The sequence below is a fragment of the Inconstantimicrobium porci genome (genome assembly GCF_009696465.1).
GTDB classification, from domain to species: domain Bacteria; phylum Bacillota; class Clostridia; order Clostridiales; family Clostridiaceae; genus Inconstantimicrobium; species Inconstantimicrobium porci.
The window spans coordinates 14,105-38,777 of sequence record NZ_VULX01000027.1 but is presented as its reverse complement, the minus strand read 5'-3'; the positions used below and the strand labels follow the sequence as shown (position 1 = coordinate 38,777).

General features: G+C 30.5%; 27 protein-coding genes, 3 pseudogenes, 2 riboswitches and 1 other annotated feature. Of the genes and pseudogenes, 27 read left to right on the top strand and 3 right to left on the bottom strand.

Going from position 1 to position 24,673, the window contains the following annotated elements; all coding sequences use genetic code 11:
• The first annotated feature begins 173 nt into the window (after positions 1–173).
• The 21 genes and pseudogenes from FYJ33_RS13360 (at position 174) to FYJ33_RS13265 (ending at position 17,055) form a co-directional block, all read left to right on the top strand.
• The gene (locus FYJ33_RS13360) at positions 174–2,057 is read left to right on the top strand and encodes a 6-pyruvoyl-tetrahydropterin synthase-related protein (protein WP_235900857.1); all 1,884 of its coding nucleotides are present in this window, start codon (positions 174–176) and stop codon (positions 2,055–2,057) included.
• Entirely contained in the window at positions 2,032–2,808 is a 777-nt protein-coding gene (locus FYJ33_RS13355; protein ID WP_154532209.1) for a Firmicu-CTERM sorting domain-containing protein, read from the top strand. The genes FYJ33_RS13360 and FYJ33_RS13355 overlap by 26 nt, the downstream gene beginning before the upstream one ends.
• Positions 2,805–3,398 carry an exosortase family protein XrtG gene (gene xrtG / locus FYJ33_RS13350; protein WP_154532208.1) on the top strand — a complete coding sequence of 198 codons (594 nt, stop codon included), beginning with the start codon at positions 2,805–2,807 and terminating at the stop codon, positions 3,396–3,398. Before FYJ33_RS13355 ends, xrtG begins: the two co-directional genes overlap by 4 nt.
• Positions 3,382–4,749 carry a TIGR03111 family XrtG-associated glycosyltransferase gene (locus FYJ33_RS13345; protein WP_154532207.1) on the top strand — a complete coding sequence of 456 codons (1,368 nt, stop codon included), beginning with the start codon at positions 3,382–3,384 and terminating at the stop codon, positions 4,747–4,749. Before xrtG ends, FYJ33_RS13345 begins: the two co-directional genes overlap by 17 nt.
• A gap of 12 nt (positions 4,750–4,761) precedes the next feature.
• Positions 4,762–5,862 (top strand): 6-carboxytetrahydropterin synthase, encoded by a 1,101-nt coding sequence (locus FYJ33_RS13340; RefSeq protein ID WP_154532206.1) that lies wholly within the window; start codon positions 4,762–4,764, stop codon positions 5,860–5,862.
• A gap of 62 nt (positions 5,863–5,924) precedes the next feature.
• Positions 5,925–6,275 carry a hypothetical protein gene (locus FYJ33_RS13335; protein WP_154532205.1) on the top strand — a complete coding sequence of 117 codons (351 nt, stop codon included), beginning with the start codon at positions 5,925–5,927 and terminating at the stop codon, positions 6,273–6,275.
• Between the two features lie 29 nt (positions 6,276–6,304).
• Complete coding sequence (locus tag FYJ33_RS13330; RefSeq protein ID WP_154532204.1) at positions 6,305–6,928, top strand: GNAT family N-acetyltransferase; 624 nt, start codon at positions 6,305–6,307, stop codon at positions 6,926–6,928.
• A gap of 135 nt (positions 6,929–7,063) precedes the next feature.
• A complete protein-coding gene (locus FYJ33_RS13325; protein WP_154532203.1) occupies positions 7,064–7,777 on the top strand; it encodes an HAD-IA family hydrolase in 714 nt (237 codons plus the stop codon).
• A 13-nt stretch (positions 7,778–7,790) separates the two neighbouring features.
• Positions 7,791–8,045, top strand: a binding site (T-box leader).
• A 125-nt stretch (positions 8,046–8,170) separates the two neighbouring features.
• A pseudogene (locus FYJ33_RS17045) lies at positions 8,171–8,443 on the top strand (class I tRNA ligase family protein); the annotation flags it as partial.
• 150 nt (positions 8,444–8,593) lie between these two features.
• The gene (locus FYJ33_RS17040) at positions 8,594–8,917 is read left to right on the top strand and encodes a class I tRNA ligase family protein (protein WP_407928912.1); all 324 of its coding nucleotides are present in this window, start codon (positions 8,594–8,596) and stop codon (positions 8,915–8,917) included.
• A gap of 13 nt (positions 8,918–8,930) precedes the next feature.
• A pseudogene (locus FYJ33_RS13315) lies at positions 8,931–9,017 on the top strand (ATP-dependent Clp protease proteolytic subunit); the annotation flags it as partial.
• Between the two features lie 75 nt (positions 9,018–9,092).
• Positions 9,093–9,473 (top strand): TspO/MBR family protein, encoded by a 381-nt coding sequence (locus FYJ33_RS13310; protein WP_154532202.1) that lies wholly within the window; start codon positions 9,093–9,095, stop codon positions 9,471–9,473.
• A 155-nt stretch (positions 9,474–9,628) separates the two neighbouring features.
• Positions 9,629–9,856 carry a hypothetical protein gene (locus tag FYJ33_RS13305; RefSeq protein WP_154532201.1) on the top strand — a complete coding sequence of 76 codons (228 nt, stop codon included), beginning with the start codon at positions 9,629–9,631 and terminating at the stop codon, positions 9,854–9,856.
• Positions 9,857–9,867: 11 nt separating this feature from the next.
• Complete coding sequence (locus tag FYJ33_RS13300) at positions 9,868–10,323, top strand: GNAT family N-acetyltransferase (RefSeq protein WP_154532200.1); 456 nt, start codon at positions 9,868–9,870, stop codon at positions 10,321–10,323.
• Between the two features lie 104 nt (positions 10,324–10,427).
• Complete coding sequence (locus tag FYJ33_RS13295; RefSeq protein ID WP_206046699.1) at positions 10,428–11,417, top strand: DUF4003 family protein; 990 nt, start codon at positions 10,428–10,430, stop codon at positions 11,415–11,417.
• An 80-nt stretch (positions 11,418–11,497) separates the two neighbouring features.
• Positions 11,498–11,728 carry a YgjV family protein gene (locus tag FYJ33_RS13290; RefSeq protein WP_154532198.1) on the top strand — a complete coding sequence of 77 codons (231 nt, stop codon included), beginning with the start codon at positions 11,498–11,500 and terminating at the stop codon, positions 11,726–11,728.
• 238 nt (positions 11,729–11,966) lie between these two features.
• Positions 11,967–12,257 (top strand): CD3324 family protein, encoded by a 291-nt coding sequence (locus tag FYJ33_RS13285; RefSeq protein ID WP_154532197.1) that lies wholly within the window; start codon positions 11,967–11,969, stop codon positions 12,255–12,257.
• A 125-nt stretch (positions 12,258–12,382) separates the two neighbouring features.
• Complete coding sequence (locus FYJ33_RS13280; protein ID WP_328598707.1) at positions 12,383–12,703, top strand: GNAT family N-acetyltransferase; 321 nt, start codon at positions 12,383–12,385, stop codon at positions 12,701–12,703.
• A pseudogene (locus tag FYJ33_RS13275) lies at positions 12,658–13,149 on the top strand (GNAT family N-acetyltransferase); the annotation flags it as partial. The gene FYJ33_RS13280 and the pseudogene FYJ33_RS13275, both read left to right, overlap by 46 nt.
• A gap of 62 nt (positions 13,150–13,211) precedes the next feature.
• Positions 13,212–14,942: a methyl-accepting chemotaxis protein gene (locus tag FYJ33_RS13270; RefSeq protein ID WP_206046698.1), complete on the top strand. Its 1,731-nt coding sequence runs from the start codon at positions 13,212–13,214 to the stop codon at positions 14,940–14,942.
• A 55-nt stretch (positions 14,943–14,997) separates the two neighbouring features.
• Entirely contained in the window at positions 14,998–17,055 is a 2,058-nt protein-coding gene (locus tag FYJ33_RS13265) for a methyl-accepting chemotaxis protein (protein WP_154532195.1), read from the top strand.
• A 75-nt stretch (positions 17,056–17,130) separates the two neighbouring features.
• Here FYJ33_RS13265 and FYJ33_RS13260 read toward each other — a convergent pair whose 3' ends face one another.
• Together FYJ33_RS13260 and FYJ33_RS13255 are read right to left on the bottom strand one after the other, a co-directional pair.
• A complete protein-coding gene (locus tag FYJ33_RS13260; protein WP_154532194.1) occupies positions 17,131–18,159 on the bottom strand; it encodes a DUF4179 domain-containing protein in 1,029 nt (342 codons plus the stop codon).
• A gap of 2 nt (positions 18,160–18,161) precedes the next feature.
• The gene (locus FYJ33_RS13255) at positions 18,162–18,674 is read right to left on the bottom strand and encodes a sigma-70 family RNA polymerase sigma factor (RefSeq protein WP_154532193.1); all 513 of its coding nucleotides are present in this window, start codon (positions 18,672–18,674) and stop codon (positions 18,162–18,164) included.
• A 204-nt stretch (positions 18,675–18,878) separates the two neighbouring features.
• Here FYJ33_RS13255 and FYJ33_RS13250 point away from each other — a divergent pair, with 204 nt between their 5' ends.
• Both FYJ33_RS13250 and FYJ33_RS13245 read left to right on the top strand, forming a co-directional pair.
• Complete coding sequence (locus FYJ33_RS13250; protein ID WP_235900856.1) at positions 18,879–19,214, top strand: nucleotidyltransferase domain-containing protein; 336 nt, start codon at positions 18,879–18,881, stop codon at positions 19,212–19,214.
• A 108-nt stretch (positions 19,215–19,322) separates the two neighbouring features.
• Positions 19,323–19,973, top strand: coding sequence for a DUF3793 family protein (locus FYJ33_RS13245; protein WP_154532192.1), 651 nt, complete (start codon positions 19,323–19,325; stop codon positions 19,971–19,973).
• 123 nt (positions 19,974–20,096) lie between these two features.
• Here FYJ33_RS13245 and FYJ33_RS13240 read toward each other — a convergent pair whose 3' ends face one another.
• Complete coding sequence (locus FYJ33_RS13240; RefSeq protein WP_154532211.1) at positions 20,097–20,693, bottom strand: HNH endonuclease; 597 nt, start codon at positions 20,691–20,693, stop codon at positions 20,097–20,099.
• Between the two features lie 203 nt (positions 20,694–20,896).
• Here FYJ33_RS13240 and FYJ33_RS13235 point away from each other — a divergent pair, with 203 nt between their 5' ends.
• The 4 genes from FYJ33_RS13235 to FYJ33_RS13220 all read left to right on the top strand — a co-directional run bounded on the left by FYJ33_RS13235 (position 20,897) and on the right by FYJ33_RS13220 (position 24,660).
• The gene (locus FYJ33_RS13235; protein ID WP_206046697.1) at positions 20,897–21,718 is read left to right on the top strand and encodes a BRCT domain-containing protein; all 822 of its coding nucleotides are present in this window, start codon (positions 20,897–20,899) and stop codon (positions 21,716–21,718) included.
• 82 nt (positions 21,719–21,800) lie between these two features.
• Positions 21,801–22,052, top strand: coding sequence for a kinase to dihydroxyacetone kinase (locus FYJ33_RS13230; protein WP_154532190.1), 252 nt, complete (start codon positions 21,801–21,803; stop codon positions 22,050–22,052).
• A gap of 65 nt (positions 22,053–22,117) precedes the next feature.
• Positions 22,118–22,229, top strand: a riboswitch (SAM riboswitch).
• A gap of 148 nt (positions 22,230–22,377) precedes the next feature.
• Entirely contained in the window at positions 22,378–23,535 is a 1,158-nt protein-coding gene (locus tag FYJ33_RS13225; RefSeq protein WP_154532189.1) for a pyridoxal phosphate-dependent aminotransferase, read from the top strand.
• Positions 23,536–23,586: 51 nt separating this feature from the next.
• Positions 23,587–23,705: riboswitch (SAM riboswitch) on the top strand.
• Between the two features lie 124 nt (positions 23,706–23,829).
• Positions 23,830–24,660 carry a MetQ/NlpA family ABC transporter substrate-binding protein gene (locus FYJ33_RS13220; RefSeq protein ID WP_154532188.1) on the top strand — a complete coding sequence of 277 codons (831 nt, stop codon included), beginning with the start codon at positions 23,830–23,832 and terminating at the stop codon, positions 24,658–24,660.
• Positions 24,661–24,673 lie beyond the last annotated feature (13 nt).

Here is a 24,673-nt window from a genome sequence, read left to right as displayed (position 1 = left end):
AACTTATTCCTTTTTCATTTAAACTTAAATCATACATAAACTCAGCTCCATTCATTTAATATCGACAATTAAATTATAATGGATAATTTATGTATTGGGGAGATGTTTTTACATCTCCTTTATTTTTATCAATTTTCCTGCCTACAAAAATTATACTCTAACTTACACATATAATGATAGCAGCTATGATAGGCATTGGTACATTCCTGTTCTGCCTGATATACTCTCTAGCTAATAAAGAGTATAAGTATTCGGTTTATACAATACTATCGATGGCGCTTTGTTTTGCCATCATGGGGATAGAGCTTGTACCTGGACTTATTGGAGGAATGGCATCAATGGATTCTGAAGCTGCAATTGCAAATATGGCAGGATGGAGTGAAAAAGCATCTATTTCGCTGAATCCATTTTTAAGAATTAAAGGAGAGATGGATTTATATTATTTTGGAGCATCAATATTATTTACAGCGTTTTTAGGATTTCTATTATGTTCAAAGGAAATTAATGCAGGCTTTATAGCAGCTGCACTGATTTTCTTTGGAACAACAAAAGCATTTGTACCAATTGTAAAGCTTCTTCCTCTGAAACAGGCTTTTTGGATGGAGAGATTTACGCCTATTGCATACTGTCTTCTTTTCATTTCGCTTATGATGTGGAAAAAAAGCAAAAAGATATTTATATATTTTTTAGTAATATTAATTGCTATGGACTGTATTCCTTCGCTTAAATTTTTTGAATTTGATAAGGATAAGATTGTGACAGCTCAGCAGGGTGTAATTAATAACGAACAGCGATATCTGTTAAAAGAAGGCAGGGCTATAACTGAAAACAGGTTTGCACTTATGGATCTTAGTACATATGGTGCTTTTCCTTCATACATCATGTCTGAAAATTATGATGATGCTGTTAAGTATGTATTTGGATGGGCACATTGGGGTTCATCAACACTTCCTAATATAGTAATGATTAATACTGCTTTTGAAAAAGGATATTATGAATATATGTTTGACAGATTACTAGAGCTTGGAAGTGATACTGTTCTTATTAAAAAGAACCTTCTTAAGGAGAAGGATTTTAAAAAACTTAATGATTCAGCAGCAAAGCTTAACTATAGTCTTGTTTTAGAAAACGAGAACGGATATTTGTATAAACTAGGTTATCATGGTACATTTGGCACAATAAGCTCGTACAACAATATTGCAATCGGCAGTACTTCAGATTATATCAGTTTTATTTACCCTGATTTTAAGAAAGGTAAAAGTATAAATATTAATGATTATAGTTATGAAGAATTAAAAAATTATAAGAGGATTTATCTATCTGGCTTTACTTATAGTAACAGGAATGAAGCGGAAAAGATGATAGATAAGCTTGGAAGAAGCGGTGTCATGATTTATATCGATATGAATGGTGTACCTGTAAATAGAACTACAGGCATCAGATCTTTTCTTGGCATTGATGCATTTGATATTACCTTTAGCAGGCACTATCCTGAGATAACTTATAAAGGCAGAAATATAATTCCAAAGCGTTTTGAGGGTGAGAATGCTGAGTGGAACACAGTTTATCTTGGAAACCTTAAAAATGTATATTCTTATGCAGATTTTAATGGTAAGAAACTTGATTGTATAGGTACTGGTGAAAATCAAAATATATATTTTATTGGTTTTAACCTGCTTTATCATGACATTGAAACTTTTGATGACAGTATAAGATATATAATTGATGATATTTTTGAATGCGATGGCAGCATTCTTCCTAAGAGAGAGCTTGTAAGACTTGATGTTGATTATAAGAAAGATGAAATTATAATTAACTCTTATTATGATAACGTTAATACTAATATAGCTTTTCAGGATAACTTTAGAAGTCTTAAAAATATAAAAACCGATAATAACCTGATTATAGTAGATAAAGGAACAACAAAGTTACGCATAGTATACTCTTATTTTAAAACTGGATTAATTGTTACTGTTATTGGAATAATACTGGAAATTGTAGTGCTTATATTGTTTATAAAGGATAATACGAATGATGAATGTGAAGAAAAGTTTTAGTAAAAAAAATTATATAAAAATAAATATTGTTATTGTAATGATTTTATTAATGTCTGCGAAACAGGTATATGCTGTACCTATTTATAGCAGAGGCAATATCCCTATAGTTATAGACGGCTACTTTGATGATTGGAGTGATAAGCCGTATTCATGGGAATATGTATGGGATAACCCTGATGATTATTGGGAAAATGGAGAGCATATTTTTGCTACTGATGAAAATGGTAATAAATATAATGAAGTTATCAGGCATAAGATGTCACTACTATGTGATGGAGAGTTTATCTATCTTTATATAAAGATGGCTAAAAAAGAATATACATCACTAAATGGTAATTATTACGAGTTCTTTGTAGATGAAGAAATGGCTGCGTTTTATCTTACAACAGCCGATGGTAGCTTAATTGATGAGAACAATCTTCATGAAGGTATAAACGAGGTGTTAGTAAAGCATGTAATGACAGGTTTATCTGGCAGTGTGCCAGAGGGATCTAAAGCTTTTGTATACAGAAGAAAAGGTGGAATAAATGATGAACTTGAACTTAGAATACCACTAAAAGCACTAAATCAGCAGAATCCATCAATAGATATAGAACACTTTAAGAATATACAGTTCTTTACACCGGTCCTTATGTATAGAAGGATTACATCAACAACTACAAGTACTTATCCATACTTACTGGCTGTAACTGGGATAATCATATGCTCCTTTGGAATTTATAAGATTTACAAGAAGGAGAGAGAACATTGAAGATATTCTTATTTGTAATGATAATTATATGGATTTACTTCTTATATGTGTTTCATCGCGCTAATCTAAAATTTTTTGAGTTTCTTTTTGGAAGCATAGGATTATTTGTTGTGCTGATGATATTTGTCAGGCCGTATTTAACTGTGCCGCTTGCTAAATTAATATGTGCAGCAGAAGGTGTTATTGGAGACATTACAGGCATGTTTAAAGATTATTATGACTATGGTCTTCTCTTTATCAACAATAAGCATGGAGCTATTTCTTTATATATAGATTATGAATGCAGTGGCGTCATAGAAATTATGACATTAAGCTCCATGTTATGGTTTTTTCCTTCTTACAGGTTAATTGAGAAGACAATTATCAATTTGGCAGCAGTATTGTTTATTTTTTTGGCTAATTTAATTCGAATAACATTAATCTGTACAATAGTTTTCTGTTTTGGTCCACGTTATTTTTATATAGCCCATACAGTTATTGGACGTCTTGTGTTTTATGCCTTATCTATAATGATGTATTTTTATATTTTTACAAGAACACAAGTAATTAGACAAAAGATAGGAGTGTTTAAATATGAAAACAATAATTGACGGTATATTAAATGATCTGATATTTTGGATGGCATGGATTATTATACCGCTGTCTATGGAGATAATTCCGTCAATTATTGGTTCTATTATTCTTGTGAAGAAGAAACTACTATACAAAGAAAAAGAGTTTAGAGGCAGACTGCCTGAAGTAACGATAATAGTGCCTGTATATAATTCTGCATCTACGCTTTATGAGTGCATAAAATCGATAAATGACTGCACTTATCCTAATGAGCTTTTAAATATCATTGTAGTTAATAATGGTAGTAGTGATGAAAGTTTTAATATTTTCTGCATTTGTCAGGAAAAGTTTAAAGATCTACCAATGAGATGGCTAAGCTCTAAGAAGGGAAAGTCTAAAGCTCTTAATATGGCTATTTTTAATAGCGAAGGAAAGTACATTATAAATATTGATAGTGATGGTGTACTTCATAAAGATGCAGTTAAAAATATGATACTGAGGTTTGAAAGAGACAATAGTATAAACTGTGCTACAGGAGTCGTGCTTGTTGAAAGCAGTAAAATAAAAAATACAAAGGAATTGTTTCTTAGGTTTATAAGAGAATGCGAGATGATGGAATACTATCAGGCTTTCCTGGCAGGAAGGAATTATGAAGCTGAGTATAACAGCATTTATACAATATCAGGAGCCTTTTCTTGCTTTAAGAAGTCACTGCTTCTTAAGACTAAGCTGTATAATACTGATACTATCAGTGAAGATACACATGTTACATTTCAGATAAAACATTTATTAAAAAAGAAAGTTCATATATGTGAGAATGCCTTCTTTTTTGTGGAGCCTATAGATAATTTTGATAAACTCTATACGCAGAGGCAAAGATGGCAGAGGGGCCAGGTAGAGATATCGAATATGTTTTTTAAAGATAAACTTAAATCTTTTTCTTTATCTAAATTTGACAGGACAGTGTATCTTTTGCTATTTGACCATACCTTTGCTTTTCCAAGAATGATATGGTATTTCGCACTAATATGTCTCACATTCTTAAATTATTCACTCAAAACAATATTATCTTCTCTGATAGTATTAAATAGTTTGTATATAATTATATCTTTTATTTACTCTATAAATATAATTTCATTTCTTACTCCTTACAAGGAAATGAGAAAAGAGTATATTTCAAGGCTGTATATTTTGTTTATTATGCCTTTGTATAATTTTATAGTATTCTGGATAAGGATTGCAGGAATAATCAACAGTATAAATAGGGATAGTAGCTGGAGGACAGTTACATTCAGTCAGGAAAGGACAAAAATAAAAGAAATAATTAAGAGTGATTTTAATTATCTGATAGGGCTGAGGGATAAACTAAAGAGGATAGTTAACAAGTAAAGAGGTAGTTTAATGAAGGAAAAGAGAGAAAAACATAGAAGAACAATAACAACAATTATTTTCATGATAACCACCATATTCTGTATATTATCTATACTATTTATCATATTGCTTGTGAAAACAAATGAGAAGGAATTTTTAAAAGATTATAAGAATAATCAGCAGCTGCTTGTAGATATGACAGCTGGTGAGATTAAGAAGGAAATAGACGAAAAAAGCATAAATAATGACGATGATCTTAAAATTATGAATAATGTATTGAAAAACATGTATACTTCAGGAAGCAGATATTGGATAGCTGCTAGGGATACTAAGGTGGTATTTATAAAGAATGAAAATATAACACAAGAATACAACAATAGTGAATTGAGCTCAGTATTAAATACGGAGGATATTGTTTCGCTTAAGAACTTTGAATCTAAGGGACATACATATTCAATAATTATGACTACCGATATGCCTTATGCACTAGCTGCTGGAGGAATTGACAGACTTAATATATATCTATACCTTTATACAATTGTTGCGCTTATAATATACCTTGTTTCTATTACTGTTCTTTCAATAAGAATTGATAATATGTCAATGAATATAGCTGAGAATATTGTGCAGATAAAAGTGAAAAACAGGATGATAGAAGCTTTAAGTGCAGCTTCGTTAATTAATGATCATAATCATCATGTTTCATATAGAGAAAAGGATTGTTATGTTGATAAACATAGTGAAAGAAGCAACAGTTACAGGTTTAAGTTCTATATAAATGCAAGTCACTCAATTTATATAAATGGCAGTAGAGGTGAGAAACATCCGCATACCTGGGAGATTACAATGGTGGTAAGTCAAAATGAAAATGGTAATATGTTTATAAGATTTAATAAGATAGAAGAAGTAATTGAAAAATTCTTTTCACGGTATCAGGATATATACATTAATGATTTAGAACCTTTTGATAAGGTAAATCCAACTCTTGAGAATCTAAGCAGATATTTTAATAAAGAATTAAGCTTTGTGATAAAGAAAATAGGTTGGAATCTTGAAAAAATTGAGATGAGTGAAACTCCTACAAGATCTTATATAATAAATAATTGTGACCCAAATGTAAATATATTGTAAGATACCATTTACTAATAAAGGCTATAATAATTATATAGAAATTAATAAGGGTAGTGGTATTTATGTTAAAAGGCAAAAAGATTTTTATAGCTGTTGCAATTTGTGCTGTAGTAGTAGGTGGAACTGTTGCTGGTATAGCTTTGTCTAATCATTTTAGTGCAGGTAGTACCTCTGCTGCAGCGTCTAATGAAAATAAGAATAATATCTCTACAACAAGTGTAGATAATAATTCTGAAAATAAAGATACTAAAACAAATGACACTGTAATATCCAGTGAATCAAAAAACGATAGTAATGATAAAAATATTACTCCGGTAAAGAAAAGCAAGGATAAAATTAAAGATATTAATGGCCTTGCAAAAGCTACAAAAGAAAGGTGCTATTACATTGTTAATAATTATATTAAAGATTAAGTTTAACAGTAAATATTTGGGGTGAGAATATGATTACTAAAAAAGAATTTGAAAAAATAAAGGAAAGCATTAGTAACTTTAAGTATCATTCTATGGAATATACAGAATTCGAAGATGTTGCAAAACACGATATTATCTGCAACGATGATAATCTGATACTTATATATGGATACAATGAGCAAGACAGTTTATATCAATATAATTATGCCTTCAATGACCATAAGGATTTTGTTAAGGCTTTATCTAACTGTAAGAAAGATGATTTGTTAACCTTTGTGAATAAAGAATGGGTAGAGGATCTTAGGAGGATAGGTTTTGATATCTATGTTGTTGATTATACAAAAGATTGTAATATTATTGTCAAAAAAATAAACGGCATTATTGCAGGCGTTGTATGTGTTGGAGTTTATGGACATGAAAGCAAAAAAGGTCCAATACTATGGGTGAGAGAATTAGCCGTTAGACCTGAATTTCAGAAGATGGGCATAGGACGAGAACTTCTTGGACAGGCATTTGCTTATGGCCTTGAGAAAGGTGCAACAAGATCCTTCCTTGCAGCAGATGAATGCAATCATGGAGCAATACATCTTTATAAAAGTATGGGATATCAGGCAGATGAAAATGATAGAGAGATAAACATGATTCATAATTAGCAATATTGACTTGAATTATATTCAAGTATATTTGTTATTTTTTCAACTTTATAGTTACATTTTATATATTTATTGATTATGGAATATAACTATACTATTATGAAAATAATGATTTTGAGAGAGTGGTGATTATGTATGGAAAACAAGATAAAAGCAGTACTATTCGATTCTGGCAGAGTGCTGAACAAACCAGTAACAGGACATTGGTTTATAACTCCTAACTTTTTTAAATATGTTGATAAGACTAAGTTTGATAAGATTAAGAGCAGCAGAATAGATTATGCATTCAGCAAGTCTCTTGCATATGTGAACAGTCATGAATTTATCCAAAATGAAAATGAAGAGTATGAATGCTTTTTTGAATTTTACGATACTTTGTCTTCATGTCTTCCAGAACTTGAACTTACATATAACGATGTAGTCAAAATAACAGAAGACTACGTATACAATTATGACAAGTATATATTTTATGATGACGCCGGCAAGGTAATAAATGATCTTAAGAATAAATATAAACTGGGTGTTGTTTCTGATGCATGGCCATCACTGGAAAATGTATTTAGAAAAGCAGGGCTTAGAGATCAGTTTTCTTCTTTTGTTATTTCATCAAAGATTGGCAGTACGAAGCCTGATAAGATAATGTTTGAAACAGCACTTGAGGATTTAAATATAAAACCTGAAGAAGCAGTTTTTATTGATGATAACATAAATAACTGTGAAGGAGCAGAAAAGCTAGGAATAAACAGTTTTGTTTTGAGCAGGAGTTTTTCGAAATATTTATACCTTAAGTATATTAAACGAAAAAGTAATGTTATAAAGAATCTGTATGAACTCGAAAATATAATTTAATATGTTATAATATAGAAAAGCGATGAAGAGGAGAGTACCTTTAAGAATCTTATACAGAGAGTTTTCAGATGGTGAGAGAAAGCAAAGTGAATTAAAGTGAAAATGGCCTTGGAGCATTGCACTGAAACTTCATTTGTCAAGGCTGCAACGGTATCACCCGTTATAGTGACAGGGTATAATCAGATTACTGACGTACTTATAGAGTCATATGCAGTGATGTATATGAAAAATAGGATGGTAACACGAAGCTTCAGCTCTCGTTCCTAAGATAATTCTTAGGACGAGAGCTTTTTTAATGTAAAGGAAATTGCATTCAAAAACATAATTTATTAATGATATAAAGTGTTGTAAATAAAGGGTTTACACGTTTGTGTAAAAGAATGGTAGAATGCAATTTCGTCCTTTTATGTTCATGGTAAAGATAATATACCATTCCATTCAGTAATCCTTCCTGCTCTTTTAAGCGCTATTGGTGAGGACAAATTACCTGATAGGATTATTTCAAGTGAATACCTTACTCTTGAAGGAAAAAAGATATCTACAAGCAAAAATTATGCTATCTGGATACCTGATATTGTTGATAAATATAATACAGATGCACTGAGATATTTCTTTATAAAAAATGCTCCAGAAAAAAGAGATACAGATTTTTCAATAAGAGAGTTTATTAAGTGTAACAATGGCGAACTTTTAGGAGCCTATGGTAATCTTGTTAATAGAACTCTTGCTTTCAACAAAAAGTATTTTGATAACAAAATACTAAAATCACAAGTTGATAGTAGTATTATTGAAAAACTGAATGATCTTTATAAAAGTGTGGGAAAGCAAATTGAAAAAGGAGAACTTAAGAATAGTCTTGAAGATATATTTGAATTTATAAGAAGTGTAAATAAATATTTTGATGAGGAAAAGCCATGGGCAACAATCAAAGAAGATACTGAAAAATGTAAAACTACCATATATAACTGTACCTTTGCCATAGCCAATATAGCAAATCTATTAGCTCCATTTTTACCACAATCATCAGAGAAGGTAAATGAATGGCTTGGTACTGGAAATAATGAGTGGAAAGTAGTAGACTTAAAGGATAAGCAGGAAGTAGGTCCTTTCAGCATATTGTTTGAAAGACTTGAAAATTAGGATAATTTTATTGCTTTTAAAAGATAGAATAATTATGCTTAGCGGTGAAGTTACAGATGATATGGCAAGCCTTATTGTAGCTCAGCTATTATTCCTGGATGGAAGTCTTTAATTGCAAGCCTAGTTATTACATTAGGTACTGGTTTTTTTATCAGGTTTAATATCAAGAAATGGAATGGAAAACTTTCAGACTGTAAAGAAGCCTGTCCTGTCACCACCAGCAATAGCTTTTCCAATAGTCTGGACAATCTTATTTACACTTTTGGGTATCTCTCTTTATCTTATATGGAATTCTGAGGGGGAAAATAAACAAAAGGCTTTGATTATTTTTGCATTACAGCTTGTATTTAATTTTATCTGGTCACCTGTATTCTTTATTTTTAAATCTTATCTTGCAGCATTTATTATCCTTATGATACTTCTTGTTCTAATTGTTATGATGATAAGTGAGTTTAAAAAATTAAATAAAACAGCTGAATATCTTAACATACCATATTTACTATGGGTGACTTTTGCAGGATACCTGAACTTTTCGATATACCTGCTAAATAAATAATTGAAAACTTCTCGGTTTCGGGAAGTTTTTATTTGGCTTAATTTGATTAAAGTACCATATAAGATTATAATTTAAATAACAAAAAATATTATTTCTAGTTATGATATTGATTAATATTATGTAAAGAATAACACCAAAATTAGGGGGAACCATTTATGGTTAATATATTATTCAGCAAGTACAATTTTGACGACATAGGTCTTATTGATCAGACTTTTTATGTTGAAGTTCACTTTGAAAACAGTGATGTTCAGAATCAATCTATAGAGAAAGTACTTCGTGAAAAAACAGATAAAGTTTATGCCATTACTAATAATGGTGGCATTATTGTAGAAGATGGGAAGGTACAGACTCTAGGAGAAGTAGAAATATTTAAGAGATAAGATATAAAGGGATGAATTTAGTGTTTGAGTTTGCAAATGAGTTTAATGAACTTCAGGATGATAAAGTCATGCTGAGAATTATTGAAAAGAATCCTGGAGATAATAAAATGATTCCATTTTATTATTATGATATTTTTGAAAAGAAGTCACAAAGGCAGATTGGAAAGGTAAGTATAAGGATTGGGCACAATTATCATTCTTATTATAATGGAAATATTGGATATGAGATAAATGAAGAGGCAAGAGGTCATAATTATTCATACTATGCATCAAAGCTTGTCCTTGGTGTGGCAGTATATCATGGCATGAAAAATATCTATATAACATGTAGCGAGAGTAATGCAGCTTCAAGAAAGATTATTGAAAGACTTGGCGCAGACCTAGTCGAAACCGTAGATGTTCCACATGATTATTTTGGCTATTATGATGGCATGGACAAACAATGCATTTATAAAAAAGATTTATAGAAGGGGATTAAGTATTATGTTTATACCTGATTTGATTTATCATATGGTATGATTTGTAAAAGCATATGAACAAAAATATTATTGGGAATACGGGAGATGATATTATGAAGGAAATTCTAAAGGAAAAATGTGATTTGCTTGTAGCAAACAGAAATGCAATAAAGGGATCATTTAAGTTTGAATATAATGTATCATGTGCTATAGCGTCATTATTATGCTGTTCTAAAGATAAAAAAGCTGATACAGATAAAATAAAGGAATGCAAAAAGATAATTAAGAACAAAACAAGTATGCTTTCTAATTTTAGAGGAAATATATTTTTTACAACTGCAACTGTGCTTTCATTAAATGATAATCCTGAAAAATTAATGGATGATATCAATGATGTTTATAAGATGCTTAAAGATAAGGGATTTAATGGCAGCGAATTTTTAGGGCTTGCTGCAATTATAATTGCTCAGACGCTTGATCAATTTGAACCTGAAAGAATTGCAGGAAAAGCATTTAAGATATATAAATCAATTAAACTTAAACATAAATTTTTAACAAGTAGTGATGATTATGCCTTTACAGTGATGCTTGCAATGAACGACAAGACTGTAGAGGAAATAGTTGAAGAAGCTGAAAGATGTTATCTTGAACTAAAGAAGGATTTATTATCAGGCAATGCAGTTCAGAGTCTAAGCCATGTGCTGGCAATGGATGAGAAAAACTATGAAGAAAAGTGCCATAAGGTAACTATGATTTACAATAAACTACGTGATAAAGGATATAAGTTTGGTAAAGGCAGCGAACTTGTAACACTTGGAGTCTTAGAAATGATTGACTGTGATATAGATGAGCTTGTAGAAAACATTGCAGAAACTGATGAATATATTAAGAAGTTCACAGGTTTTGGCATGTCTATAGGAAAACAGCAGAGACTTATGTATGCTTCAACTCTTGCAGCATACTGTTATATAGATTCTATAAAAAGTATAGAAAGTGATATTGTTATATCAAACAGTATGATTAATGTTTTAATGACAGCACAGATGGCTGCAATAAGCGCAGGAGCAGCTGCAGCCGCTGCTGCTTCATCATCTGCAAATTAAAATACTATAGTATTAAGTAGAATTATTTTATCCATATGTGAGATACTAATAAAAAATACTAAAGAGGAAGTGTGTAATATATGGGTAACTGGGTTGAATATATAGGATATGGTGCATCAATCCTTGTAGGTTTATCTATGTTTATGAAGGATATTATGAAGCTTAGATTTGTAAATACAATAGGATGTTTGCTGTTTGTTATTTATAGTTTTTTCATAAAGGCTTATCCTGTAGCTATAGTAAATATTATTATTATTATATTCGTAAATCTATATTATTTATATACAATGATGAAGGACGATGGTAAATAGGATATAATTATAATGTATAATTTATATTGTAAAATGTATAATTAAGGATTAAACTCCCTTTAGGGAGTTTAGGGCAAAAATTATATATTATACAATATACGTTATAAATTAATCAGAAGGGTGGGTAGCGCTTGCTAGTTTTAGAAAGTATTGTTTGTGCATAGCAGAAGCTATGTCAAGAAATAATGATTATAGCTTCTGCTTTTCCTAGAAAATTAAATTTGATAGGAGATGCGCAATGGGCTATAAAAAAGCAACAGATATATTACCAGAAGAACTTCTGATACAGATTCAGGATTACATTGATGGTGAATGTATCTACATACCAAGAAAAGAAGAAAATAAGAAAACATGGGGAGAGCTAACAAAAAGCAAGAAAGAAACTTACAAAAGAAACCTTGATATATACAACAGTTATATTAAAGGGACTTCTGTAAAACAACTTTCAGAAACTTATTATTTATCTCCTAAATGGATCAGGAAAATAGTTGCTGCAGTAAGAAAAGAGCAGCAATGCACTCTTGTTTAATAGAACGGCTGTATAGTATTTTATGACTATGCAGCTTTTTTTTTGAATACTGACGCTTTTATGATTAGTAAACGAGTTGTTCCTCTTGTAAATTATAAATTATGGTAAAATGAGTAATGTAGTGAATTTTATTTCAAATCAGATATAAGGGGGATGGACATGATAGAAAACAGGCTGAAATATTCATTGACAAGAATACTGGGGATGATATTGAAGAGTATGCTGTTGTACTTAATTCAGAAAACAAGCTTATTGGACATATTGTATTTCATGAATGGTATGCACCGTTTAAGACCTGGGAAATAGGATGGGTATTTAATAATAGTTATCATAACAAAGGTTATGCAACAGAAGCAGCAAAAGCTGTGTTAAAGTATGCTTTTGAAGATTTAAAGCTGAAGATTGGCAGGATTTATATGACTATCTTTCTAAAGAAGAAGTTGTAAGATATGAACCTTATGGCATTTATACAGAGGAAGAAAGTAAGAAGGAAGCAGCAAGGAGAGCTGATGACGAAGCTTTTTTTGCTGTAGAGCTTAAAGAAAATCATAAAGTAATTGGTAATATCTATTTTGCTAAAGAGGGCCCTGAACAGTTTTTGACTTGGGAAATAGGTTATGTTTTTAATTCAGACTATCAGGGAAAAGGATATGCTACTGAGGCAAGCAGGAGAATACTTAAATATGGTTTTGAGGAATTAAATGCCCATAGGATAATGGCAAGATGTAATCCACTAAACAAAAAGTCCTGGCATCTTATGGAACGACTTAAGATGAGAAGAGAAGGACATTTTATAAACAATGCATTTCATAGTACAGAAGAAAATGGTAGACCAATATGGCATGATGCATACGAATATGCAATTTTAAGCAAAGAATTTAAATGCAATTAAAGATAGTAAAAAAAATGTCGAAATATTAATTGCAAATGAAAAATATAGTGGGAGGACTTGTAATGAACATAAGAAAAAAAGCACTTCTTTTAGTGAGTGTTTCTTTTACGTTAATGATAGTAGCAGTATCATTAGTAGGTTGGTTTATGTTTAAGAATAACGCCATTGAAGAGAAAGTAAATACAGCAATAGTACAATTAAACTCTATTGCGTCGATGATGGATACTGCAAAGTATGAAAAAATTCTTAACGGAAAAGAAGAAAATGAAAAATATATAAAAGATATTGAAAAAAATTTTATAAAGGCAGCAACAGTTAATGAATTATATTCAGTATATACTGTTTATTATGATACTGACAAAGTACTTAAATACGGTATATCAACACCAGATGAATATAGTAATGATGATTTAAATATAGGAAGTCCTGTAGAACAAAGTGATATTGATGAAGAACTTATTAAAGTGTTTGAAACTGGAAAGCCTGAGTATACTAATATAATTAAAAGTGAAAGATGGGGAAGTCTTATTAGTGCATATGTGCCAATTAAGAATGATTCGGGTAAAACATTTGCTGTAATAGCCATAGACCTACCAGCGGGATCTGTTATTAACGATGCAAAGCAGTTGCTTATAAAGATAGTATCTATCCTTATAATTAGTTCGATAATTACAGCTATCTCAATATATTTTATGCTTTCAAAAACTGTTGCAAAACCTGTTAAGGGATTAGCCGATAATCTTATAATAATCTCTGATGGCGATTTTACTTCAGCCATTGATAAAGAGCTAATTAGTAAAAAAGATGAAATAGGATTTATTGCTAAAGAAATTGAGAATTTAAGAATAACAAATAACAATTTAATTAAAAAGATAAAAGAAAGCAGTGAAACCATCAATGAATCTGTAGACAGTGTATATAGTAACGTAGAAATACTAAATGATGAGATTAAAAATATGTTATCTTTATCTAAGTATGTTTCGGAAGCAATGGAGGAAACAACTTCTTCTGCTGAAGGAATGAGCGCTACATCTGGTAGTATTAAAGAAGTAGCAGCATTTATTGCAGATGAAGCTGAAAATGGTGCATTAAAATCTAATGAACTGAATAGAGCATGTATAGATGTTAATAAAGGAATTCAAAATTCAAGAAATAACGCTGATGAAATATATAAAAGTATTTCAAAAAGTGTACAATCATCTATAGAAAAAGCTGAAGAAATAAAAAAAATTAAAGATTCTATCAGTATGATAATTGATATAAGTGAGCAGACTAATCTTTTGGCATTAAATGCTTCTATAGAAGCAGCAAGAGCTGGTGAACATGGCAAAGGTTTTGCAGTTGTTGCTTCTGAAGTAGCGAGTCTTGCTGAAGAGTCTAAAGAAGTGACAAAGAAAATGGAAGAATTGGTGCTATCTACTGTAGATTATGTTGATGAGCTTATAAGTGAGTATAAGAGTATACTTGATTTTATGAGCCAGGATGTCATGGCTGATTATGATAAGTTTATGAGTTTCGGCATGCAGTATTCAGATGGTTCACAAGATGTGAAAGCATTATTTGATAAGTTTGTTAATTCTACTGGCGAACTTTATAATTCAATTAATACAATGAATATAGCTATTAATGATGTTGTTTCAGTAAGTAGTGCAACATCAGAAAATGTATTACAAATCACAAATAATATTAATAATATAAGTGATAAATCTGAAAGCATAAATAATCAGATGAGTTTTGCAAAAGATACTGCTAAGGCATTACGTGATTCAATAAAAGATTTAAAAGTAGAGTAATTAGATATAGTTAAACAAATGATAATTGAAAAATACAAAAGAAGGGAAAGAAAAGATGAAAAAATTTATTAGTTTAAAACAGAAAACTGTAGTAGCACTTTCCGCTATGTTATTTGTTGCGTGTTTTGTTCTTGGTAGCCTTGCATTTATGTTTGCAGAACAAAGAATAAAAGCAAATACTGGAGATTTAATTTCTGTAATAAGTAAAATTGCTTCAGGGAAAGTTCAAGGTCAGTTAAGTGAAGAATTTAGAAATGCACAAACATTAGCTAATATGCCTATAATTTCAGATCCAAACACAGACTTGAAAGTAAAGCTTGAAGCACTTGAGTCAAATAGAAAAATTAACGGATATGATTTAATTGGCTTGGTGGATAAAGATGGGAATGCGACTCTTTCAGATGGTTTGCAATTAAATGTAGCAGATAGAGAATATTTCTCAAAAGCAATGAAGGGTGAAACAAATATGACTGAGCCGTACGTTTCAAGAGTAGATAATAGAATGCTTGTAACTATAGCTACGCCAATTAGAAATGGCGATGAAATAGTTGGTATACTTGTTATGGCTAAAGATGGTAATATGGTAAGCCAGATATCAAAGGATGTTAAGTTCTCTAAAAGTGGACAGGCATTTATTATAGATGGTGTAGGTAATATAGTTGCGAATCAGAATGAAGAACTTGTGAAGACACAGTTTAATTCTATAAAGGAAGCTGAAAAAGACAGTTCACTTTCTAAATTAGCTGCAATTCATAAAGATATGATTGCAGGAAATACAGGTTTAGGTGAGTATGTATATAAAGGTGTAGAAAAATATGTTGCTTATTGTCCTATTGAAGGAACAAATAATTGGTCAATAGGTATATCGATAAATAAAGAAGATGCATTAAAGGGTCTTTTCGGATTAAAAATAGTTATACTTGGTGTATCGATATTTATGTTTATAATAGCATCTTTAATAATTTATTTATTTACCAATAAAATAACTAATCTACTAATTAAACTTAGAGACAACATGAAATTAATTGCTAATGGTGATTTTACAGTAGATCATGTAGAATCAACTATGAAACTTAGAGATGAGATTACTGAAATGTGTGAATCTGTTGCAACAACACAGGAAAATATGAACAATGCAATTGGTACAGTAAAGAATGCATCTTATGATATAGATGATAACTCTACTAATCTTGCAAGTATATCACAAGAATTATCAGCACTTACAAACAATATTTCTACAGCTATTGATGAAGTTGCTTCAGGAACTTCAAAGCAAGCTGGAGACTTAACTATGATAGTTTCTGAGTTAAATAAATTTGGTGATGAAATAAAACTTGTATCAGCTAGTGTTGAGGAAATAAATAATATGGCAATTGTCATAGGTGGTAATTCAGAAAACAGTAGAAATGATATGAATAATTTAAGTCATTCTATAGTAGAGCTAAGTGAAAAATTTGATATGTTCATAAAGAGCATAAATGAAATGAGCACAGATATTAAGACTGTAAGTGGAATTATTGATATTATTAATGGCATAGCAGAGCAGACTAATCTTCTAGCATTAAATGCTGCGATTGAAGCTGCAAGAGCAGGTGAATCAGGAAAAGGATTTGCAGTAGTTGCAGATGAAATAAGAACTCTTGCTGAACAATCAAGAGATTCGGCTAATAACATCTATGAAATTATTAATGGGCTTCTTGGAAATGCAAATGTAATAGTTAAAGAAGCAGATGCTATGAACATTGAGTTAAACAACCAGAGAAATAATATTGATAAATCAATAGAATCTTTTGGTCTTATAAACTCATCAGTTGAAGAAATAATTCCAAGAGTTTCTGAAATTAGTTCAAGATTTAAGGATATTAACTCAAATAAGGATAGTATACTTCTATCAGTTGAAAGTGTTACATCGATTTCTGAAGAAGTTTCAGCAGCAGCTGAAGAAATATCAACTTCAACAAACGAACTAAGCTGCTCAGCTGAAGAAGTTGCAGAAAGTGCTAATACATTAAAAGAAAAATCTGAAAATTTAATTGATAACATGAAGATGTTTAAGGTATTAAGTGATAAAACTGAAACGGAAATAAAAACTGAAATAGAAACAGAAGTATAATAGAATTTATAAATAAAAAAGACTGTTGCATTGTAATTAATTTTACAATGCAGCAGTTTTTGTTTTGCTTTTAGTCTACTTTACAAGAACGATTTTTTTAATTCCGTCTTGTGAGAAGTACTGCAGATTAAATGTAATATCTCCACACTTGTCAAATGATGAAATATTGTTAAAGTCAGCAGTAATTATGCCGTCTTTATCAGAACTTGAAGTTACCGGATACATTTTATTATTAGCAGTTAAAAATGATGAACCGATGTCCTCTGCATTTGAATTCTTATTTTGTTTATCTTTATAAGAAATAGTAAAGCCAGTTGGAGTAAGCTTTGCAGAAACAATTTCAATAGGAGCTGAATCATCTTTAAGTTTATACATTATATCAGTGTTCTGCTTAAATTTCTTATCAACAGTAGTTTCAAAGCTCCAGTTAACTTTTTCATCAAAAAGTCTCTTGGCTGAATTATCATTACTGTCAACTGCAGAAATAGATGAAATGTTTATTTTGAGTTGTGATAAATCTGGTACACTAATATTAGTGCTGCCTAATGACATTATAAAGTGAATTCCATCTGACTGTAGTTTTGTAGCTATATCGCCTCCTGCAAAAGCCCGATCTTTAGAATAAGGTTTTGAATCTGAATATATTATGGTATTATTGTTGTCTGTAACTTCAATGTTTGGAAGAAGTCCTATATCATAATATTTCTTGTTATATTCATCATTTTTGTATTTTACTTTAAAGTCTAGTACGAGACTATTTGAGTCAAGAACTATACTATTAAGACTCATGTCAATGTTTTTTCCGCTCTTAACAGAACTGCTCGTTTTCTGAATATAGCCATTATCTGCGGCTGTAGTTACAGCCTTTACTCCAAAGTTCTCCATAAAATGTTTTATGGAAGCTTGTGCTTGAGGAGTCATGGCAGTTGCTACAGTAAGAGATGTTACCAGAATTGCAGCAACTGCAACCCATTTTTTATGAGACTTTCTTTTCTCTGAATTTCTTATTATATGATATGATAAATCAACCTTTGTTCTTACGCTTTTTGGCATTTCAACATTTTCTTTTCCTAAATTTAATAATTCATTTTCTAGATTATCCATTTTTATGCCTCCTCACTAACTTTATAAAATTTTCTAAGTTCGTTTCTTGCACGGGACAGTTGTGATTTTATCGTCCCTTCCTTTTTATCAAGTATTGAACACATTTCTTTAATGGTAAAACCCATAATGTAATATAGTACAATTACCGTTTTGTAGTCATAGCTTAAATTATTTATAGCTTCATTAAGTTCTAGGTTATCATTATGATCTCTGTCATTAACTGACATAGTATCTTTTAAGTTATCTATACTGATTATTTTCTTGTTCTTTTTTCGTATAGAGTTGCATCTGTTAATAAAAATTCTAATAAGCCATGTTTTAAAATACTCTGGATTTTTTAGAGTCCATATCTTTTCATAGGCAGCAAGTATAGTATCTTGCATGGCATCACCCGTATCTTCGTCATTCATTCCAAGTTTGTATCCAAGTTTATACAGAATAGGTGTGCATTTATCTATGGCTGATATAAAGGCTTCTTTATCGCCATGTATAGCTTTTTGCACAAAGTCGTCCAATATTTTTGCCCCCTAACTTGTAAAATTCATGATTTAATTATAGCGCCATAACGTAATCATTTCTTAATTACATCTATTAGATAATCCTGCAGCATGAAAGGTTGCATAGATTTAGTATAATATATATTTTTTTTAATAGGATAGACTTTATAAAAGGCTATAATGTATAATTATTTAAAGATTATTATAGAAGGAGAGAAAGCAATGCAGTTGTCTGAAAAATACAATGATTCAATAATGTTTGGAATAAATAAAACAGTGTATAAAAATATGATGGATTATTTTAAAAATAACATACATATTTATCAAGTCATTATTTTTGGCTCAAGAGCTAAAGGATGTTACAAGTATAATTCAGATATTGATTTATGTATTTCATGTGATGAAAAACGTAGAGGAAGTATTTCGGAAGATATAGATGATATAGTTGGCATATATTCATGTGATATTGTTTTTGAAGGACATACAAATTCCGAATTAAAAGAGCAGATTGAAAGATTTGGAAAGTCAATGTATTCAAGGGAAACTACACAAGAGTAGGAGGCGTTAGGCCTCTTATTTTTTTGCCTTAAATAAATTCTACTAGTATAGGAAAAACTGAGTTTAGGTAATCTATATTAAAATTTTCTTTACTAGGATGTGATTAGATTGAATACTGAATATTTAAAAACTTACTTTGGGATGATAAAAAAGCTAAACAGTATGAAGGATAAAGAATACATGGAGGCATTTTTAGTATACAATACATCGCTTATATGTGCAGGAGTAAAACCTGCAGTCACATTAACTTTGATGATTATAAATGAGAGAGATTTACATGATTTATGGATTAAATACGGTAAAACTTACATAGCTGAACTAAATCTTAATTATGAAGTTTTAAGACAGAGTAAGAATTCATCAACACTTATTATTTATGATTATAATCAGCTCTATGACTGTCTTAAGAAAAATTGTAATATTGAGTTCCTTAAAATATTAGGATATAAAGAAAATGGTGATTTGTCAGAACAAATAGCAATGTTGCGAAAAAGATATGATATGTATAAATGTCCACATGAACTTGGAATATTTCTTGGGTATCCCATTGATGATGTAATTTCATTTATGAAAGATAGTAGAAAACATTGCAAGCTATGCGGTTACTGGAAAGTATACAACTCTGAGGAAAAGGCTGAAAAGATATTTATGTTGTTTGACAATATTAGAAATTGTGCTGCCGAGACTATAATCAAAGGATACACAAATAAACAGCTTGTAGAAAAGATTAAAGATGGAGTAAATTTATTGATGAATTAAGAATTGCTAATTAAAGAGGTTTGTAGGAGCAGCCTCCTTTAAAATAAGTCAGTCATCGGGCGTTAGACTCGTTGACTGACCATTTTCATTTGGCAGTATAAAGCGACTTATGCTGCTTTTGTACTACTCTTCTTCTGGAATTTCGAATAATTCTAAGTTTTCACGTCTGCAGTCCATAGGGTTCTTGTTTATATGATGAACCTTATGCTTTTCTGATGGTTCCATTATAACCTGATCCATGTAGATTCTTCCTTCTGGAGTATTAGCAACAACTTTGTTTCTGTATTCTACCCATGTATAGTTATTATTAATTACTTTTGAAAGGTCTGTTTCTGATATTAAAGCTTTGTTTGTTACATTTCCTAAGTTATCTTTTAATAAAACTACTACAACGCCATCATCCTGTTTTTCAATTTCATTTATATCATTTCTGTTAAAAAGAGTAAGATTAGCTTTTCTGTTATCAAGTGTATCCTTATTAACATGAATTACTGGTGCATTTGGTGATGCATCCATTACAAAAGTATGTAAGCTTTGTTTTAGTGGCTTTTTCTTTTTGTTAAGCTTAGTCTTGCTTATGTTTACAACTATGTAGTTATTGTAATCTTTGTTCCATTCAGCAAACCATGAACCATATGATTTTACTTTTTCAAGATCATTAGTATCAATTTTTGCAGATAGTTCTGAGCCATCTTTTTTTTGGACTGTCATGATAGTCATATCGCCCTTAGTTTCAAATTTATTTTCAGTATTTTTATAATTAATATTTTTCAAAATTACACCTCTTTTTACTATAAGGAAAATTTTTTTGCCTAACTGCAATTATACCAGTTTCTTAAAATAAAAGATATAATTCTTGCACAATTGTTTTAATATTAGTATTATAAGTGATGATAAAAACTTGTTTAAAGCAGGATAATGTAATGAGTAAAGATAGAGTTAACGATTTAATATCATTAATACATAAACAACAGCCGAATCTATTTTCATATGATGTGGTAGATCTTATTGATTTTTATAATAGCGAAAGAAATCTTCCAAGAAATAATGAAGAACGATATGATGCTGTATTCGAAATAGCTGAAAGTCTGGGGATAAGTGAAGAAGTATCTACAGTTAAAAGATATACTGATTTTAATGAAGAAAAAAGAAAAACATTCTATAGAAGGTCAGAGATAACATATGGCGCTTTTTCAGGAAGAAATATAGTGTTTACAGGTAAAGGACCGTTTGTTAGAGGAGAACTTATGTCTCTTGCAAGAAGAGCTGGTGCAGAAATTAGCTCTGCAGTATCTAGTAGAACTAATCTTCTTGTTGTCGGTTCAAAGCCAGGCAGTAAGCTTAGAAAAGCAAAACGTCTTAACATGGATATTATAACAATTGAAGAATTCTTCAATATATTAGAGGGAAAATCAGCCTTAGCAGAAGATATAAGTGAGATAGATAAATTGGTTGAAGTTTATGGAGAAGTGCTTGAGAGAAATTATAATAACAAAAATATATCAATTTTAATTAAAGATGATAAATTAAAAAGTAAGATATGTAAAGTTTTTAGTAGTAGTTGTAAGGCTCAAATTATTGACTTTGACCACAAGAAAACTGATATTTTAATTTATCAGCTGTATTATGAAAACAACAGTTTACTTCAGATTGCCGAAGACAATAATATTCAAATTATGTCTCTTGGTGAATTTAACAGAAATTTAATGCAATTAAGTGATACGTGTGTTAAAATAAGGAAATAGCAACGTTGTTTTGTTAATAAGTAATATTAATTGATGTGCTTATTTTAGCATTATTAACTATATTTTGAAAGGGAGAAAAACAATGATAGAGTATAAATTTGATACACAGCTTTTAATAGCTGGAGAGAATCTTTCTGAAGATGAAATTAATGACTATATTACAAAGAATATTGAAGGAGACTGCCTTTTAGCAGTTGGAGATGAGGAACTGATAAAGATACATTTCCATACTAATACACCTTGGAAAGTGCTTGAATATTGTGCGTCACTTGGAGATATCCATGATATAGTAGTTGAAAACATGCAGAGACAAGCTGACGGATTAAAAGGCTAAAAAGTTATTGACAATGTAAAAAAGTGGATATATAATTAAAACAATAAATTTAATATTTCTGTAGAATCTTATTATGAGCGGTGGAGGGACTGGCCCTTTGAAACCCAGCAACCTAAGATATTGTCATTTAATATTTTGTGGTGCTAAATCCTGCAGGTATTTCCTGAAAGATAAGAATTGTTGGAGTTTTTGCGTTTTTGTGCGCTTTATTAAGCTGTTTCTTATATTTTAGGGAACAGCTTTTTTGATGTTAATAATGAAGTATCTCTATTAAATGCAGGATTTATAGTAATAAATACAGTGTTAGAAATGGAGAGGTTAAAATATGCCACAATTAAGTACAAGATTAGATGGTTTTACTGATTCAGTAATCAGACGAATGACAAGGATATGTATTAAATATGGAGGAATAAATCTATCACAAGGTTTTCCAGATTTTGATCCACCAAAAGAAATTACTGATAGATTGAAAAAGGTAGCGAATGAAGGCCCACATCAATATTCAGTTACATGGGGAGCTCAAAATTTCAGAGAATCTCTTGCAAAGAAGCAGGAAAAATACATGGGTATACACATAAATCCAGATGAAAACATAGTTGTTACATGTGGAAGTACAGAAGCAATGATGACAGCAATGATGAGCGTATGTAATCCTGGTGATAAGGTTATTGTATTTTCGCCGTTTTATGAAAACTATACAGCTGATACAATTCTTTCAGGTGCTGAGCCAATTTATGTACAGCTTAAACCACCATATTTTAATTTTGATAAAGATGAATTAAGAAGAGCTTTCACTCAGAGACCAAAAGCTTTAATTTTATGTAATCCATCAAATCCTACTGGAAAAGTATTTTCTAGAGAGGAATTAGAGTATATATCATCATTAGCAATTGAGTTTGATACATTTGTGATTACTGATGAGGTTTATGAACATATTGTATTTCCACCATATAAGCATACTTATATAGCATCACTCGATGGGATGGCTGAAAGGACAATATCATGCTCATCACTTTCGAAGACATATTCAATTACAGGATGGAGACTTGGGTACGTTATTGCAGATAAGAAGATTATCGAACAATGCAAAAAGGTACATGATTTTCTTACAGTTGGAGCAGCAGCTCCGCTTCAGGAAGCAGCTGTAGCAGGTCTTGATTTTGATGATACTTATTATGAAGATTTAACAAAGTTATATGATAGAAAGAGGAAACTGTTTCTAGGTGGACTTGATGAAATTGGACTGAAGTATTTTGAGCCTCAGGGAGCCTATTATGTGATGGTGGATATATCACAGTTTGGTTTTGATAATGACTATGATTTTGCAGTATGGCTTATTAAGAATATAGGTGTTGCCGGAGTACCTGGATCAAGCTTTTTTAGAGAGGATGTGAATTCTTATATTAGATTTCATTTTGCAAAAAAAGATGAAACTCTTAAAGAAGCATTAAAAAGACTTCAAAAGCTGAAAGAATATATATAAACTTAGTCAAAAGTATAAATAAAAAATATTGCTTAAAAAGTTAATTATATAAACTTATCAAGAGTGGTGGAGGGACTGGCCCTATGAAGCCCAGCAACCAAGATGTTAGTTCATTTACTAATATTTTATGGTGCTAATTCCTGCAGTTTTATCAAACTGAGAGATGAGAGTATATTTATGTGTAATTTTATTACGCTGGAGTATATTCTCCGGCGTTTTTTTGTTGTATGTCATTAGATTTTAAAATGAATTATTAATTTAGCAATAAGCAAATTTTGAAAGGGGAAATATAAAATGAATATTTTAAAGAAGTTATCAGTTTTATTATTAACAGTGTTATTTGGGGTGAATTTAGTGTCTTGTGGTAAGGAGAATACTAAAGCAGCAACAAGCAATAAAGACATTGTTGTTGGAGTATGTCCAGGACCTTATGGAGATATGATAAAGGAGGTATTTACACCTTTATTAAAAAACAAAGGTTATAAGATTACAGTTAAGGAATTTAGTGATTATATTCAACCAGACCAAGCTTTAAACAATGGAGAAATAAGTGCTAACTTAATGCAGCATACTGAATATTTAAATAAATTTAGTAAAGACAATAATTTAGATATTGTAGCTGTTAAAACAGTTCCTACTTTAGGACTTGGTGTATTTTCAAACAAGATTAAATCGTTAAGTGAACTAAAATCTGGATCTCAAGTTGCAGTACCTAATGATGCATCTAATCTTGCCAGGGCATTAAATGTTTTATCAGTAAACAAAGTGATTAAATTAAAGAATGGTGTTGATGCAACTAAGGCAAGTAAACTAGACATTGCTGAAAATCCAAAGAATATAAAATTTGTAGAAGTTGAAGGTGCACAGCTTGTAAGAACTTTAGAAAGTGTTGATGCTGCATTGATTCCTGGAAATTATGCTTATGCAGCGAAATTAGATTATTCAAAAGCTTTAGCAGTAGAGCCGCTGACTGAAAATTACAAGAATGTTGTGGCAGTTAGAAAAGCTGATTTAAACAATGGCGTTGGAAAAGATTTTAAAGAAGTGTTAGATAGTGATGAGTTCAAAAAAGCTATAGAAAGCAGTAAATTTAAAGATTTTTCAAAACCTGAATGGTGGAAATAAGGGGGCATTTATC

What these genes read in the sequence shown, in the direction of transcription:
- FYJ33_RS13360 (WP_235900857.1), top strand. Translation starts at nt 174, where the DNA reads ATGATAGCAGCTATGATAGGCATTGGTACATTCCTGTTCTGCCTGATA.
- FYJ33_RS13355 (WP_154532209.1), top strand. Translation starts at nt 2,032, where the DNA reads ATGATGAATGTGAAGAAAAGTTTTAGTAAAAAAAATTATATAAAAATA.
- FYJ33_RS13345 (WP_154532207.1), top strand. Translation starts at nt 3,382, where the DNA reads ATGAAAACAATAATTGACGGTATATTAAATGATCTGATATTTTGGATG.
- FYJ33_RS13340 (WP_154532206.1), top strand. Translation starts at nt 4,762, where the DNA reads ATGAAGGAAAAGAGAGAAAAACATAGAAGAACAATAACAACAATTATT.
- FYJ33_RS13335 (WP_154532205.1), top strand. Translation starts at nt 5,925, where the DNA reads ATGTTAAAAGGCAAAAAGATTTTTATAGCTGTTGCAATTTGTGCTGTA.
- FYJ33_RS13330 (WP_154532204.1), top strand. Translation starts at nt 6,305, where the DNA reads ATGATTACTAAAAAAGAATTTGAAAAAATAAAGGAAAGCATTAGTAAC.
- FYJ33_RS13325 (WP_154532203.1), top strand. Translation starts at nt 7,064, where the DNA reads ATGGAAAACAAGATAAAAGCAGTACTATTCGATTCTGGCAGAGTGCTG.
- FYJ33_RS13310 (WP_154532202.1), top strand. Translation starts at nt 9,093, where the DNA reads ATGGAAAACTTTCAGACTGTAAAGAAGCCTGTCCTGTCACCACCAGCA.
- FYJ33_RS13305 (WP_154532201.1), top strand. Translation starts at nt 9,629, where the DNA reads ATGGTTAATATATTATTCAGCAAGTACAATTTTGACGACATAGGTCTT.
- FYJ33_RS13300 (WP_154532200.1), top strand. Translation starts at nt 9,868, where the DNA reads ATGAATTTAGTGTTTGAGTTTGCAAATGAGTTTAATGAACTTCAGGAT.
- FYJ33_RS13295 (WP_206046699.1), top strand. Translation starts at nt 10,428, where the DNA reads ATGAAGGAAATTCTAAAGGAAAAATGTGATTTGCTTGTAGCAAACAGA.
- FYJ33_RS13290 (WP_154532198.1), top strand. Translation starts at nt 11,498, where the DNA reads ATGGGTAACTGGGTTGAATATATAGGATATGGTGCATCAATCCTTGTA.
- FYJ33_RS13285 (WP_154532197.1), top strand. Translation starts at nt 11,967, where the DNA reads ATGGGCTATAAAAAAGCAACAGATATATTACCAGAAGAACTTCTGATA.
- FYJ33_RS13270 (WP_206046698.1), top strand. Translation starts at nt 13,212, where the DNA reads ATGAACATAAGAAAAAAAGCACTTCTTTTAGTGAGTGTTTCTTTTACG.
- FYJ33_RS13265 (WP_154532195.1), top strand. Translation starts at nt 14,998, where the DNA reads ATGAAAAAATTTATTAGTTTAAAACAGAAAACTGTAGTAGCACTTTCC.
- FYJ33_RS13260 (WP_154532194.1), bottom strand. Translation starts at nt 18,159, where the DNA reads ATGGATAATCTAGAAAATGAATTATTAAATTTAGGAAAAGAAAATGTT.
- FYJ33_RS13250 (WP_235900856.1), top strand. Translation starts at nt 18,879, where the DNA reads ATGCAGTTGTCTGAAAAATACAATGATTCAATAATGTTTGGAATAAAT.
- FYJ33_RS13240 (WP_154532211.1), bottom strand. Translation starts at nt 20,693, where the DNA reads ATGACTATCATGACAGTCCAAAAAAAAGATGGCTCAGAACTATCTGCA.
- FYJ33_RS13235 (WP_206046697.1), top strand. Translation starts at nt 20,897, where the DNA reads ATGAGTAAAGATAGAGTTAACGATTTAATATCATTAATACATAAACAA.
- FYJ33_RS13230 (WP_154532190.1), top strand. Translation starts at nt 21,801, where the DNA reads ATGATAGAGTATAAATTTGATACACAGCTTTTAATAGCTGGAGAGAAT.
- FYJ33_RS13225 (WP_154532189.1), top strand. Translation starts at nt 22,378, where the DNA reads ATGCCACAATTAAGTACAAGATTAGATGGTTTTACTGATTCAGTAATC.
- FYJ33_RS13220 (WP_154532188.1), top strand. Translation starts at nt 23,830, where the DNA reads ATGAATATTTTAAAGAAGTTATCAGTTTTATTATTAACAGTGTTATTT.